The organism is Limibacter armeniacum, assembly GCF_036880985.1.
In the GTDB taxonomy this organism is placed as follows: domain Bacteria; phylum Bacteroidota; class Bacteroidia; order Cytophagales; family Flammeovirgaceae; genus Limibacter; species Limibacter armeniacum.
Genome location: NZ_JBAJNO010000004.1, coordinates 47,050 through 62,620, shown reverse-complemented (window position 1 = coordinate 62,620; position 15,571 = coordinate 47,050). Strand labels below are relative to the sequence as shown.

At 43.5% G+C, this 15,571-nt stretch carries 7 protein-coding genes; 5 read left to right on the top strand and 2 right to left on the bottom strand.

Annotated elements, in window-relative coordinates:
* Nucleotides 1-24: 24 nt before the first annotated feature.
* The 5 genes from V6R21_RS04035 (at nucleotide 25) to V6R21_RS04015 (ending at nucleotide 12,749) form a co-directional block, all read left to right on the top strand.
* Nucleotides 25-2,448 (top strand): glycosyl hydrolase family 95 catalytic domain-containing protein, encoded by a 2,424-nt coding sequence (locus V6R21_RS04035; protein WP_334241105.1) that lies wholly within the window; start codon nucleotides 25-27, stop codon nucleotides 2,446-2,448.
* Between the two features lie 15 nt (nucleotides 2,449-2,463).
* A complete protein-coding gene (locus tag V6R21_RS04030) occupies nucleotides 2,464-4,644 on the top strand; it encodes a beta-glucosidase family protein (protein ID WP_334241102.1) in 2,181 nt (726 codons plus the stop codon).
* 26 nt (nucleotides 4,645-4,670) lie between these two features.
* A complete protein-coding gene (locus tag V6R21_RS04025; RefSeq protein WP_334241101.1) occupies nucleotides 4,671-8,804 on the top strand; it encodes a hybrid sensor histidine kinase/response regulator transcription factor in 4,134 nt (1,377 codons plus the stop codon).
* Entirely contained in the window at nucleotides 8,801-11,590 is a 2,790-nt protein-coding gene (gene galA / locus V6R21_RS04020; protein WP_334241099.1) for a beta-galactosidase GalA, read from the top strand. Before V6R21_RS04025 ends, galA begins: the two co-directional genes overlap by 4 nt.
* A gap of 199 nt (nucleotides 11,591-11,789) precedes the next feature.
* Nucleotides 11,790-12,749: a sialate O-acetylesterase gene (locus V6R21_RS04015; protein ID WP_334241097.1), complete on the top strand. Its 960-nt coding sequence runs from the start codon at nucleotides 11,790-11,792 to the stop codon at nucleotides 12,747-12,749.
* 91 nt (nucleotides 12,750-12,840) lie between these two features.
* On the opposite strand, the gene V6R21_RS04010 is transcribed toward V6R21_RS04015, so the two are convergent.
* Together V6R21_RS04010 and V6R21_RS04005 are read right to left on the bottom strand one after the other, a co-directional pair.
* A complete protein-coding gene (locus tag V6R21_RS04010) occupies nucleotides 12,841-14,250 on the bottom strand; it encodes a sialate O-acetylesterase (RefSeq protein WP_334241096.1) in 1,410 nt (469 codons plus the stop codon).
* 63 nt (nucleotides 14,251-14,313) lie between these two features.
* Entirely contained in the window at nucleotides 14,314-15,531 is a 1,218-nt protein-coding gene (locus V6R21_RS04005; protein WP_334241094.1) for a glycoside hydrolase family 27 protein, read from the bottom strand.
* Nucleotides 15,532-15,571: the final 40 nt, after the last annotated feature.

The following is a 15,571-nucleotide window of genomic DNA, read 5'->3' as shown; positions in this document are numbered from 1 at the left end:
GCTATCTCATAAATATCAGAAATTATGTTACGTAATATATTCTTAGTCGTTATCAGCAGTTTGGTCTTATGTGCATCAAGCACTTTTGCCCAAATGCATGATACTCCTGAAAAGGGTTTTACAAGTTGGCTGCCTGCCGCACAGTGGGAAGATGCCCTGCTGACTGGTAATGGTACTTTAGGAGCGATGGTCATGGGTGATCCTTTTGAGGAAACAATTATCCTGAACCATGCTTTGTTGTTCCTACCTAATGAGGGGCCTGTAACTCCTCCAAATATGGCTAACCACTTGGAAGAAATCCGTCAGCTTCAGCTGGATGGTAAGTGGGAAGAAGCAGCCAGAATGGGCGTTCAGCTTTGGGAAGAGGCAGGTTACGGTGCTAAGAAGTGGACTGATCCATTTGTACCTGCGGCAAACTTGAACTTTGAGATGCCAGCTTCTAATATAAAAGAGTACCGCAGAATGGTTAACTATGAAACTGCAGAAGCTATTGTGCAGTGGAAAGACCAAAAGGGTAAGTTTGAGCGTAGCACTTTTGCCTCAAGAAAAGATAGCGTACTGGTAACCAGAGTGACAGGTACAGCCCCAATCGATTTGGATGTAAACCTTGTAAAGCACCCACATGCATGGAACCAGAGTGAGTTTATCTCATCTGTAATCAAGGAAGCCAATACGACTGTTGAGGATGACCAGTATCTGCATTTTCACGTGACTTATAACAAACCTCATCAAAACTCACCTTTGGGTTATGATGGCGTTGCCCGTTTTGAGGTAAAAGGAGGTTCACTGGAGTTTAATGGTAACAGAGCCGTTATCCGCAATGCGGAAGAAGTGCTGATCTACGTAGATATCAAGCCATACTATACAGAAGATAACAGTGCCTCATTGGCAGGATTGAAAAAGACAATCTCAGCTGTATCTACTTCTTATGACAAACTGATTGAAAGTCAGCTGGAAAGTCACGGTAGACTTTTCGGTAACATGAAGCTTGACCTGAAACCAACTGAGGAAGAGCAGGCAATGACTTCAGAAACATTGGTACTGACAGCAAAAAAGAAAACATCTGCGGGTATTATCCAAAGACAGTTTGAAGCTGCCAGATACAATATCATTTGTGCAACAGGAACCAACCCTCCAAACCTGCAAGGTATCTGGAGTGGTACTTGGACACCACCTTGGTCATCAGACTTTACACATGATGGCAACGTTGAAGTAGCCGTTTCACATTACCTGAATGGCAATATGCCTGAGCTAATGCTGTCTTACTTTGATTACCATGAACGTATGTTGGAGCAGTACCGCATCAATGCCAGACAATTCTATGGAGCAAAAGGTATCCACGTTCCTTCCCATACCAGTACTCACGGTCTCAATAACCATTATGACGAGACATGGACAATGGAATACTGGAACGGTGGTGCAGCATGGACTGCCTCATTCTTCTACGACTACTACCTGTACACAGGTGATGTGGAGTTCCTGAAGGAAAGAGCATTTCCGTTTATTTCAGAGGCATTGGCTTTCTGGGAAGACTTCCTTGTTTTGGGGGAAGACGGGATGTATATGGTAAACCCTTCTTACTCTCCTGAGAACAATCCATTGGAGCACAGATGGCAAAACTGTATCAATGCGACCATGGATATTGTATTGGTAAAAGAACTGTTGAGAAACTGGATTGCTTCAGCAAAAGTATTGGGTGTAAGCAAGAATGAAATCCGCAAGAAGGAAAACATGATGGCATTGTTGCCGCCATACCAGATCAATGAAGCGGATGGTACGATCAGGGAGTGGTTGTGGGATGGTTTTTCTGAGAACCAGTCACACCGTCATGCAAGCCACCTGTACGGATTGTATGAAATGCCTGATATGGACCTATTGACAGACCCTACACTGAAAGCGGCAGCGGCAAAGACCATTGAAGAAAGAATGAAAATCCGTAAGCAACACCACGGAGGTGAAATGTCTTTCGGTATGTGCCTGATGGGTAACTCAGCTGTAACATTGAGAGACAAGGAGAACACTAGTGAAGTATTGGAATACCTGTCCATGTATTACTGGACAAAAGGAATGGGTACTACCCATAATCCTGGCAACTTGTTCAATATGGATATCAGTGGTGGTTTCCCTTCATTGATTACCAGAATGCTGGTGAACGGTAGACCAGGTCATATTGATGTTTTCCCTGCTTTACCTGATGATTGGAAAAACGGTTCAGTAGAAGGAGTGCTCGTAAGAGGACAGGTTGAAGTAAATAAGTTAGAGTGGACTGAGAAAGAGGTAGACTTAAGCTTTACTTCAGGTAAGGATCAGGAGCTGACCTTGGATTTTGGTGTTGAAGCAAATGGCAAGAAAGTAAAGGTTTCAGGAGCAAAATTGCTGGAAAACCAAGGAGGCACCATCAAAGTGAAAGTACAAGGAGGAGTGAAAGTAGAGGTTGTTTGGGAGTAGTAAACCAGTATTCTTATGAAAAAGTCAATAATAGCGATTATCACATTTTTTAGCCTGTGGACTGGGAATGCCATGGCACAGGAGAACCGTGAGATTGAAAGTAAGATCGATTCCATCATGTCTCTGATGACCTTGGAGGAGAAAGTGGCGATGTGTCATGCACAGTCAAAGTTCAGTTCACCAGGCGTTCCCCGTTTGGGTATTCCTGAGGTTTGGATGTCAGACGGACCTCATGGTGTAAGGGGAGAAATCAATTGGGACAACTGGGGTTATGCCAACTGGACCAATGATTCCATCACGGCATTTCCGGCACTGACAGCCTTGGCTTCAACTTTTAACCCTGAGCTTTCGCACCAGTATGGTGTTGCTATCGGGGAAGAAGCAAGATACCGTAAGAAAGACGTACTGTTGGGGCCAGGTGTAAACATTTACCGTACACCGCTCAACGGAAGAAACTTTGAATATATGGGCGAGGATCCGTTCCTGGCTTCTACAATGGTAGTTCCATACGTACAAGGTGTTCAGCAAAATGGAGTAGCGGCTTGTGTCAAGCACTACGCATTGAATAACCAAGAAAAGTGGAGAGGACATATCAATGTAAATGTTAGCGACCGTGCCTTGCATGAGATTTACCTGCCTGCATTCAAGGCGGCAGTAACAGAAGGAAAAGCTTGGTCTATCATGGGTGCTTACAACAAATACGATGGACAGTGGTGCTGCCACAATGATATTCTGCTGAACCATATCCTGAAAAGGGACTGGGCTTTTGATGGTGTTGTGGTTACCGACTGGGGTGGAGCGCACGATACAAAGGAATCTGTAGAAAACGGTTTGGACATCGAGATGGGTACTTGGACTAATGGTCTTACTTCAAGCATCGACTTGGCATACGACAACTACTTCTTGGCAAATCCATTCCTGAATGGATTGAAAGAAGGTAAGTATAGCGAAGACCAACTGAATGATAAGGTGAGAAGAATCCTGAGAATGATCTTCAGAACTGGTTTGGACAGAAATAGACCTTGGGGTAGTGTCAATACAGAGGAGCATCAGGACGTAGCGAGAAGGGTTGCTCAGGAAGGGATCGTTTTGTTGAAAAACGAGAAAGGATTCTTCCCGATTGACCCTGAGAAAAAGCAGGTGATTGCAGTAATCGGTGAAAATGCAACCAAGTCTATGACTGTAGGTGGTGGTTCTTCAGAACTGAAAGCAAAGTATGAGATTTCTCCACTGGATGGTATCCGTAGTCGTTTTCCGAATGCGACTATCCTGCACTCTTTGGGTTATGCTTCAGGACCTTCAGCTTATGGAAGGGTAATTCCTTCAGAGCTTGATCAGGACTCACTGAAAAATGCTGCCATTGAGATTGCTTCAAAAGCTGATCTGGTATTGTTTGTAGGTGGCTTGAACAAGAACCATCATCAGGACTGTGAGGGTGAAGACCGTCTATCATACGATCTGCCATTCGGACAGGATGAGTTAATCGCTAAACTGCTGGAGGCAAATCCAAATATGGGTATGATTCTGGTCAGCGGCAATGCGGTGTCAATGCCTTGGTTATCAAAAGTGCCGGCAGTAATGCAGGCTTGGTACTTGGGTAGTGAAGCTGGTAATGCAATTGCTGACGTGATCTCAGGTGACATCAACCCTTCAGGTAAATTGCCTTTCACTTTCCCTGTAAAGCTGGAAGACAATGGAGCGCACTTCTATGGTGAGCTTTCTTACCCAGGTGATAGCGTAAACCAATACTACAAGGAAGATATTCTGGTTGGTTACCGTTGGCACGACACGAAGAAAATCAAACCTCAGTTCGCATTTGGCTTTGGTCTGTCATATACCTCTTTTGAAATCTCAGGATTGGAAGTAAACGACAAACAGTTCAAGTCAGGTGGTACAATTGAAGTGACTTGTACACTGACTAACACAGGAGATGTACAAGGAAGTGAAGTTGCACAGCTTTATGTAGGTAAAGTTGGCTCTAAAGTGGAAAGAGCGAAAAAGGAACTGAAAGCCTTTGATAAAGTATCTCTGATGGCAGGTGAGAGCAAAAAGGTGACTTTAGAAGTGTCAGTTGATGATTTAGCTTATTATGACAATGATAAGCAGGACTGGGTGCTTGAGTCGGGAAAGTATGTGTTATATTTGGGAAATGCATCTGATAATATAACAGGGAAGAAATCTATCACAATCAATTAGTGAGGGTTCCCATGATATAGTGAAGTATGAAATTAGGTAAATTGTTGATAATGGGATTACTGGTACTTGTGTCGTTGCATGCAAGTGCCAGCTTTCCACACAATACGTTTTTCAAATTATCTAGTGCAGAAGGTTTGGTGAATAACCAAACCTCCTGCATTTTCAAAGATTCCCGAGGATTCTTGTGGTTTGGCACTTCCTTCGGATTGAGCCGTTATGACGGAAAAAACTTCAAGAACTACACGCATGAAGCAGGTGATTCATCATCATTGATGGATAATAATATCGCCGGCATCATGGAAGATAAGGATGGGAACCTATGGTTGAAGTTGAGGTGGCAGTTTGCCATTTTTGATTTTAATCAGGACAAGTTTATCCAGCCACATCGCAAGTTTTTGGAAATGGGTATCAACGAGCCAGTTGAGGATATCTATTTTGACGAAAACAAGACCATGTGGATCAAGACCTCACGATCTAACCACTACCAGTTCTATGACCAAACGGCAGAACAGCTGGTAGACCCTTTCGAAAACACATCCTACAACACGAATAGCCCGATAGTCTTTACACACCATAAGGACAAGTATTATTACCTGTATGATAATGGGGTAGTAGAGGTGTTTGATGGCAAGACCTACAAGGCAATTCAATCATTTAATTTTCTTCAGAAAAGAGTACAGGAGCCTGTAAGGCAAGGAGGGATCTTTATTGATAGTGCTAACAGGATATGGGTGTACATTATGGCGGAAGGTGCCTTTGTTTACTCTCCTCAAACCAACTCATGGACACAGTATAGCAGTAAGTTGAAGGAAAGACCTTTGACTTCAAACCTGGTCTCCAAAATAGTGGAAGATGGAGAAGGCAATATCTGGATTGGTACTGACCATGGTGGTATTAACCTGATTGACCCCAAAAGTGGAAAGCAGCAGGTAATGTACCATCAGTCAGAAGATGACAAGAGTATTTCGCAAAACTCCATTATGGATCTTTACAAGGATGATCAAGGGATTATCTGGGTTGCGACTTACAAGAATGGTATCAGTTATTACCACCCTTCATTCTTTAAATTCAGGCATTTCCAACATTTTATTTCAGAGCCAAACAGCCTTCCATACAATGATGTAGACTGTTTTGCTGAAGATGCTAGAGGCAACCTTTGGATTGGAACCAATGGTGGAGGATTGATTTATTTCAACCGTAAAAACCAGACCTATAAGGTATACAAGCATAATCCTAAAGACAATTCATCCCTGAGTCATGATGTAATTGTGAGTCTGTTCATTGACTCTGACGGATTGGTATGGATCGGGACTTACACAGGAGGTCTGAATGTGTTTGATGGAAACAAATTTACCAGATATACTTTTGATCCTGATAAGGAAGGTGGTTTGCCTAACAACAATATCTGGACAATCTCAGAAGACCGAAAGAAAAGGATTTGGATCGGTACGTTAGGAAATGGAATTGTATTGTTTGATAAGCAAAGCAAACGCTTTTTCAAGCCAGAGAATGAGTCAGGAATTTCACTTCCGGATGAGTCGATTACACAGATAACTCCTATGCATAATGGAGATATGGCAATCGGAACGTCACAAGGGATGATTTTCTATGATATGGAAACGGCTTCCTACAAGACATTTCCTGACAGAAAAGAAAGTGGCATTATTGAGATTAGCGATAACTATGTAACAGATGTTATTGAAGACTCAAGAGGGTATGTATGGATTGCGACCAAGGAAGGGCTGAATGTATTGGGTCCTGATAAGCACAAGGTTTTACAGTTAGGAAAGAGTCAAGGTTTGGCGCCTGATATCATCAGCTGTATTCTGGAAGATAGACAGGGGGATATTTGGGTGAGTAAGTCAACAGGATTGAGCAAGGTTCATGTTGAACAAGACTCTTCTGCCTATGGGTTGGCTTTTGAAGTCAATAACTTCCTTCCTGAAGATGGCTTGCAGGGGTTGGAATTCAACGTAAATGCCAAGTTGAGGACTAGCAAGGGTGAACTGATCTTTGGTGGCTTCAATGGTTTTAACCTGTTCAAGCCTGAAGATGTGGCTTATGATTCCATCGCTCCAAAGGTCATCTTTACAGACTTTCAGGTATTCAACAAGTCTATGTCTGTTGGGGAGAAACTCAATGGTAACATCTTGTTGCAACAATGCATTGAGGATACGGAGGAAGTGGAGCTGAAGCACAATATGAATGTCTTCTCTATTGAATTTGCCACACTGGATTACTTTACGGATGAACTTCAGTTTGCCTATATGCTGGAGGGTTTTGATCAGGATTGGGTACTGATGGGGGATGATTTCCCAAGAGTGACCTATACCAACCTAAACCCTGGAGATTATGTATTTAAGGTAAAAGCATCAAAAGGGGACAATTGGCAGGATAAGTATTCAACCTTGAAAATTACAGTATTGCCTCCATTTTACATGACACCTTTGGCGTATGTGATTTATGGGCTGCTGCTTATTATGGGGTTGATTCTGTACAGGTATTACATGCTCAAGCGGGAAAGACAGAAATTTATTGCAGAACAGGAACGCTTGCAGACAAAACGTAACCAAGAGCTGGATGACCTTAAGTTAAAGTTTTTGACCAATATCAGCCATGAGTTGAGAACGCCACTGACCCTGATTCTGACACCTATTGAGAAATTGATGAATGAGAATTTGGGCGAGAGTCAGAAAAAGGTGTTAGGTGTAATTGAGAAGAATGCACATGAGCTGTTGAACCTTGTCAATCAGTTACTGGACTTCAGAAGACTGGATCTGCATGGCATGCAGCTGAATCTCTCGTATGGAGATGCAGTCTCGTTCCTGTTGGATGTCTGTGAGATGTTCGAAGAAGGTTTTAAGAAAAAGAAGATTGACTTCAAATATGAGAGTGAGGTAAAAGCCGAATCCTTTATGTTCGATCAGGAGAAGGTGAAGAAAATAGCCATGAACCTACTTTCAAATGCACTCAAGTTTACCTCTCCAAATGGAGCCGTTCATGTAAAAATCAGCACAAAACCTGAGCTGTTCGATGGAACAGGAGGGTTGGAGCTGGCAGTGACAGATACGGGTACTGGTATAGAGGCTTCAGATTTGGATAAAATCTTTAACCGTTTCTATCAGTCTGATAATGTGAAGTCAATGGGCATTGGCGGTTCAGGTATTGGGCTAAACCTTGTAAAGGAAATGGTGCTGCTTCATGGTGGTGATATTAAGGTTGAAAGTGAAATAGGTAAGGGCTCTACTTTTATTGTTCAGCTACCAATTCGCTCTGATGTTGAACATGCTGAAGCGCCAATTGCAGAAGAAGTAGAAGTGTCTGAACCAAATGAAGTACAGGAAGAGGAAGAAACAATTGAAAAGTCAACACAGCCTACTGTATTGTTGGTAGAAGATAATGCAGACTTCCGTCACTTTATGCGTGAGACCTTAGAAGATCAGTATGCTGTGATTGAGGCAGAGGATGGATTGGCAGGTCTGAATATGGCTAAAAAGGCCTCGCCTGACTTGATTATCTCCGATGTCATGATGCCGGAAATGGATGGCTTGGAACTTTGTAAAAGACTGAAGTCAGACGTGGAAACATCACATATCCCAATCATACTTCTTACGGCTCGTTCTGGTGATGAAGACAAGCTCAGAGGGTATGAGACAGGTGCTGATGACTATATCACGAAACCATTCCGAATGGATATTCTGAAACTGAGAATTGAGCAGTACATGAGCCGTAGAAAGGCAGCTCATCAGAATTTCCAGCAGAAAATGGAGGTGACCCCATCAGAGGTGGAGATCACGCCGATTGATGAGAAGCTTATCAAGAAAGCAATGGGACTGGTAGAGGAAAACATTGCAGAACCAAAGTTCTCGGTAGAAGACCTGAGTAAGGAGTTGGGTATGAGTAGGGTGCAGCTATATAAAAAGCTGACTGCGATTACCGGTAAGTCACCAATTGAGTTTATTAGAATTATAAGATTAAAAAGGGGTATGCAACTGCTGGAGAAAAGCCAGCTGTCCATCTCTGAGATTGCTTATGAGGTAGGTTTCAATAGCCCAAGGTACTTCAGTAAGTATTTCGAGAAAGAGTATGGCATGTTGCCATCAGCCTATATCAAGAAATTTCCGAATAGAGGAGTTAAAATAGACATCGACAAAAAATGAGAGCATATTTTTTAGGTTTATTACTGTTTGCAGCCTTGCTTCTCCCGAAGCTTAGTTACGCTAACGATCGGGAAAAGATCAACTTCAATAGGGATTGGCGATTTGCTTACGGTCACCCTTTTGATACGCAAAAGGACTTTGGTACCGGAACCGGATACTTTACCTATTTGGCAAAAGCGGGTTATGGAGATGGTGCTACTGCCCAAGCATTTGATGACAGGGCATGGCGTGAGCTTGATTTGCCGCACGATTGGGCAGCAGAGATGCCGTTCAGTGAAAAGGCAAGCCATAGCCACGGTTACAAGACAGTAGGCAGAAATTTCCCTGAAACAAGTGTAGGCTGGTACCGCAAGCACTTCAATGTAGCAGCTGAAGACGATGGAAAGCAGTTTTTCATTGACTTTGATGGTGTATCAAGAAATGCTCAGGTTTGGGTCAATGGATTCTATCTTGGACAGGAACCAAGCGGTTACCAAAGCTTCAGCTACAACATTTCTGAGTACCTGAATTATGGGGGAGAGAATGTAATTGCCGTTCGTGCAGATGTCACCATGGAAGAAGGCTGGTACTATGAAGGAGCGGGTATTTACCGTAATGTCTGGTTGAGAAAGACTGCACCTTTGCACATTCCTAAAAACGGCACTTTTATCCATAGTGAAATCAATGGCAATGCGGCAATTGTAACAGTGGAGGCTAAGGTTTTCAATGCAGCACTTGAGGGTACTGAAGCGAAACTGACCCATGAGATTTACAATCCGGAAGGTACACTTGTCGCAAAGTCTGATAACAGTAAGGTCAAACTGAATGGTGTTTCAGGTTCGGAATTGAAAGAGCAATTAACGGTAGAGAATCCATCACTTTGGTCTTTAGAGCAACCTCAGTTGTACACTTGTAAGACAAAAGTTTATCAGGGAAGTCAACTAGTCGATGAATACACTACCAGATTCGGTATCAGAACCATCAAGTTTGATGCTGACAAAGGATTCTTCCTGAATGGAAAGCACGTAAAGTTGAAAGGAACAAACCTGCATCAGGATCATGCGGGTGTTGGTGTAGCCATGACAAAAGGTGTGATGGCATACAGAATCAGTTTGCTGAAGGATATGGGAAGTAATGCTATCCGTAGTTCCCACAACCCTCCAACACCTGAACTGCTAGACCTTTGTGATGAGATGGGTATGCTGGTGATCAATGAGAACCGCTTGATGGGAACGCATGATGAGGCATTACACGAAGTGTCAAGGTTGATGGAACGTGACCGCAACCACCCGTCAGTGATCGTTTGGTCTGTCGGAAATGAGGAGTGGATGATTGAAGGCAATGAGAAAGGAGCAAGGATTGCTGCCAAAATGCAGGAATTTGCCAAGCAGTATGATACTACCCGTCCGATCAATGCAGCGATCAGTGGAGGTTGGGGACATGGTATTTCCACAACCATTGACGTAATGGGTTTCAACTATTTACCTCATGGCAATACAGACGAATACCACAAGCAGTTCCCGAATACACCAACAATCGGAACAGAAGAAGGTTCTACGTTTGCTACAAGAGGCATTTATTTCGATGACTCAGTGAAGCAATACATTGCTGCCTATGACAGGAAGCCAAGAGAAATCTGGTACACCATTGAAGGCAGCTGGCAATATTATGCAGCCCGTGATTACTTGACAGGTATGTTTATCTGGACTGGTTTGGACTATCACGGAGAGCCAACACCTTATTCTTGGCCTTCAAACTTGTCTTATTTCGGAATGATGGACCTTTGCGGATTCCCGAAAGACAATGTCTTTTACCTGAAATCATGGTGGCAAGATAAGGAGACCGTCTTGCATATTCTTCCTCATTGGAACCTTGAAGGTAAAGAAGGTGAGGAAGTTCCAGTTTGGGTGTACAGCAATTGTACTGAAGTGGAATTGTTCCTGAATGGCAAAAGCCTTGGCAGAAAAGCGATGGAAACCAATGGCCATCTGGAGTGGCAGGTGAAATACAAGGCAGGTGAGATCAAGGCAATTGGCTATGATGCCAAGGGTAAGAAGATCAAGGAAACGAAGCACAAGACGACTGGAGCTCCTGCCAGAATCAAGATGGAGGCTGCAACACATCATGATGTTGCCATGGTAAAGGTCTCAGTAGAAGACAAGAAAGGCTTGCAGGTACCAACCGCTGGCAACAACATCACCTTTGAGATTGAAGGAGGAGGTAAGCTTATTGGGGTTGGCAACGGTGATCCAACAGGTGTTGAGCTTGAGCAATATGTAGATAAGCGCCAACTGCTGGAACTTCCGGAGGTAAAAGTAACTGAACTGACTGAGGAACTGATGCAATCATTATCAATTGTTTCTGAGTCAGGCACAGGATTTTCCGGTACGGAGAAGGCATTGATCAGCACTTTCAACCTTGAAAAAGGAGCATTTGAAAATGCTGAAATCAGTTGGTTCTGCCAGAAGGTAGCCAACAATACTATGGTTTACTTGAATGGACAAAACGTTGGTCGCAAAGATGGTGAGAATGAGATAGTATTGAAGCGTGAACTCTTTAAGGAAGGTGAAAACAAGCTCGTAATTGTAGGGGAGCCGCTGCCGAAAAAGAACCAGTGGGATGAGGCGAATAAAGTGCCGGGTACAATTCAGCTGATAACGGCAGCACCAAAATGGAACCGTTCATTGTTCAATGGTCTGGCTCAGGTGATCGTCCAGTTTGATGGAACAGGAGAGGATGTTACCCTAAAAGCCACAGCTGATGGACTGAAGGAGTTTACACTCACCATTGCAGCACCAAAGCAGTAATGGCTGATTTAAACGATGGATATTACCCATCGCTATTATATCTCGTTCCTTCGGAATTTTTGCCATGAATGGGCAAGATACAATAGTGATGGCTGTTGCACGCGCGATTATTCCATCGACCAGATGTATGCAATAAGCCACGAAACGAATCCATAGTTCACGTTGAACTAAGTAACAAGCACTAAATGATAAATTGAAAATGAGAAATCTTAAATCTCTGGGAATACTTTTTATGTTCCTGATCCCAGCTCTGGCAATTGGTCAGAAAAAGGCTGAAAAAGATACGGTGAAAGTATTTCTGTTGGCAGGTCAGTCCAATATGGATGGCTATGGCTACAACAAGGACTTACCATCTAACCTGAAATCCAAGTTCAAGAATGTTTGGATTTTTCATGGCAACTCAGCCGCAGACGATCAGGTTGAAGGTGGAAGTGTTGGACAGTGGGAACAACTACAGCCAGGACATGGCGTAGGCTTTACAGCTACTGAGAAGAAAAACAACCATGCTGACCGTTTTGGTTTGGAGATGACATTTGCCAAAAAGTTGCAGGAGTTGTATCCAAATGAGAAAATCGCCCTGATCAAGTATTCAAGAGGCGGAACTTCCATTGACAGTATGGCTGCCCGTTACGCCGGCTGCTGGACTCCTGATTTTGATGGAAAAACAGGTATTAACCAGTATGACCATGCATTAGCAACAATCAGAAATGCATACAGTGTAAAGGATATTGATGGCGATGGAAAAGAGGATATCCTGAAACCTGCCGGAATCCTTTGGATGCAAGGGGAAAGTGACGGTGATTACAATGAGGAAGTAGCTTACCGTTACCACGACAACCTAAAGCAGCTGATGGATTTGCTGAGAGCAAGCCTGCTGACAGATGACCTGCCAGTGGTAATCGGTAAGATTACAGATTCCTTCAATGACAAGGAAGATGGAGCTGTTTGGAATTATGGAGATATTGTTCGTTATGCGCAAGAGAAGTTTGTTAGAACAGACAGCAAAGCAGCAATCGTAAGAACAACCAAGTTCTACGAATACTCTGACCCTTGGCACTATACCAGTGCGGGTTACATTGATATGGGGGAGCAGTTTGCTATCAAGATGTATGAATTGATGGAAGGTAAGCCTGAGACACCTGCCAAGGAGGTAGAATAATAATATTGAGTTGGAAGACTCACAAAAAAAGCGAACTGGCCAAAGTTAGGGCGGTTCGCTTTTTCTTTTCAACTATTTGTAATTAGCTATTCTATAATTCAGGTGAGTTAATATAGAATAGAAAACAGGAAGCGGGTAAACCTGATTCATTAAATAATTTTGGATCAGAATCATTGCTATAGCCGTACCTGACAGCTGTAGGGTGGGAGACTTTATCACTCCAAACCGTTACTTTATTACCTTTTATTTTAGCACTTGCCGAATACCATTTTTCGTCATCGCCTTGTATTTCAAACGCTTTCAGATCTCCTCCTTTGGCTACCAGACCACTTTCTGCATAGTCAAAAGACAGTATAATTTTATCTTGTTTCAGTTCATAAGCTTTATAGGCAGGGCCTGAAAATGCATAGCCTACTTTTCCGTACTGTTTGCTCAAAGCCCACGTCGCTAATCTTTTACCTACATCCTGTTTGTTGCCAGGGTGGATATTGTCCAGGTTTCCGATATCAGAAGTAACGACCATACCTGTATTCGGAACCAGCTCCATGACTTTTCTTTGCTGATCCCTAACTACCGCACCATTTACATTGTCATTTCCATAGTCTCTATATGGTGCAATCTGGGCATAGTAGAACGGGAAGTCGTAGCCCCATTCCGCTCTCCATGTCTCAATCAGTGTTTTGAGTGTACGGGCATAGTGGTGAGGGTTGGCTGTATTGGTCTCCCCCTGATACCACAATGCACCTTTAATCTTGTAAGGGATAAGTGGGTGAATCATTGTATTGTATGCCTTGCCGGGCTGATGAGGTCCCCATGACATTTCCTGCAGAAGGGAAGCATTTTTAGCCAGAATACGGTCATTCTGGATGGCACTCTCATGGATCCAGACCTCTACGGGTGTTCCTCCCCAAGAAGAATTGATAAGACCTACAGGGACGTTCATCTGTTGGTGCAGCTCTCTGCCAAAGAAGTAAAGCAAGGCACTGAAGTAGTACATGGATTCAGGCGTACACTTTACCCACTCTCCATGCAACTGTTGCTGAGGTGTGTCAGCTGTACTGCTCAATACATTGAAGAACCTGATTTCAGGATAATTGGCTTTTACTTTCTCTTCTTCCGCATTGTCTATACCCAAGGCAGGTGTCCATTCCATATTGGATTGTCCACTGCCGAGCCATACTTCTCCGATCAGTACATCCTCGATATCAATGGCGTTATAACCTTTTATATGAATATTGAATGGGCCACCAGCTTCAGGCGTACTGACATCAATATTCCATTTGCCGAGGTTTGAGACAATGGTCTTGTAATCCGTTTCAGGAGACCAGCTGCAAGTGATATGCACTTCTTCTCCAGGTTTGCCCCACCCCCAAAAGTTGACGGTCTCCTGCTGTTGCAATACCATATGGTGACCAAAGATGGACGGAAGGGAGATATTGGCAAACAGATCAAAGGAGAAGGTGAGCAGCAGCAGGCAAAGTAAAGTTTTCAGATGGTTCATGGTTTCAGTGTTGTTTTTGGACAGGAAGCAGTGGCTAGTCACTGCTTCCTGTCAGGTTATCGTTTATAGACTGTCATTGCTAAGCTTGATCATCAGTACATCGTGTACACCGATGGTTGCTTTCAGACTTTTGTCTGTAGCGCCAAGGTCTTTTTGGTTGAACAAGTCCCTTACCTTTAGGTTATTGGCACTCAAATCTAGCCATTTGCCATTGACATCATCGCCGATGCCGTGTTTTTTCCAGTCAAAGTTCAGTTCGTAAGGCTCGTCATTCATATTGACAAAGACAAATGCCCACTCATCGTTTTTAAGTGGCTTGATCCAAACTTCCACATTATGCTCGTTGGTAAACCTGAATCCCTGAATCCCCAACTCATCCTGATTGATGGCAATCACTTCCTTGTTGGTTAGTGTCTTAAGGGTTTCTTTTGAGGCGGTTCTAAGGTCGTTACCCAAGATCAGTGGTGATGCCATAACTGACCACATGGCAAAGTGGCTGCGGTCTTCAGCGTCCGTCATGCCGTTACCTACCTCCATCATATCCAGGTCATTCCAGTGACCAGGGCCTGCATGCTTACGGATGTTCTGATGCATATTGATGATTTTCCAAACACCCCATGAAGACCATGAGCCATGTCCCACTTCACAGTCCCAGCAGTTGATGATATCGCCTGAGACTCTCCAAAGGTGACCGATATTCTCCGCCCATTCCCAAGGCTCATTGTCGCCCCATTCGCAGATACTGAATACCACAGGTCTTCCTGCCTTGTACAAGGCATCCCTCATTGTCATGTAGGCACCTTCTGCATTCAGCTTTTCTGTATTACACCAATCATATTTCAGGAAATCAACACCCCATTCAGCATATTTTTGGGCATCCTGATACTCATAGCCACGGCTTCCAGGGTAACCTGCACAAGTCTGTGCACCTGCACAGTTGTATAGTCCGAATTTCAGGCCTTTTGCGTGAACGTAATCTGCCAGTGCCTTCATTCCATTAGGAAACTTTTTAGGGTCAGGAACAAGGTTTCCGTTCTGGTCACGCTCTTTTGTCATCCAACCGTCATCTAGTACGATATATTCATAGCCCGCATCTTTTAACCCATACTTGACAAATGAATCCGCAATATCCTTTACCAGCTGTTCATTGATATCAGTCGCAAATGTATTCCAGCTGTTCCATCCCATAGGAGGGGTTTTAGCCAGTCCATCAAACTTTTGAGCCTGCAATGAGCCAATTGTACAGAGGATAGCTGCGATACTTATCAGTAACTTTTTCATATTTATCGAATTAAAAAATGATGTGTTGAATTGTCCAATA

Coding starts and splice junctions, on each gene's coding strand:
- galA (WP_334241099.1), top strand. CDS start 8,801: ATGAGAGCATATTTTTTAGGTTTATTACTGTTTGCAGCCTTGCTTCTC.
- V6R21_RS04010 (WP_334241096.1), bottom strand. CDS start 14,250: ATGAACCATCTGAAAACTTTACTTTGCCTGCTGCTGCTCACCTTCTCC.
- V6R21_RS04015 (WP_334241097.1), top strand. CDS start 11,790: ATGAGAAATCTTAAATCTCTGGGAATACTTTTTATGTTCCTGATCCCA.
- V6R21_RS04035 (WP_334241105.1), top strand. CDS start 25: ATGTTACGTAATATATTCTTAGTCGTTATCAGCAGTTTGGTCTTATGT.
- V6R21_RS04030 (WP_334241102.1), top strand. CDS start 2,464: ATGAAAAAGTCAATAATAGCGATTATCACATTTTTTAGCCTGTGGACT.
- V6R21_RS04025 (WP_334241101.1), top strand. CDS start 4,671: ATGAAATTAGGTAAATTGTTGATAATGGGATTACTGGTACTTGTGTCG.
- V6R21_RS04005 (WP_334241094.1), bottom strand. CDS start 15,531: ATGAAAAAGTTACTGATAAGTATCGCAGCTATCCTCTGTACAATTGGC.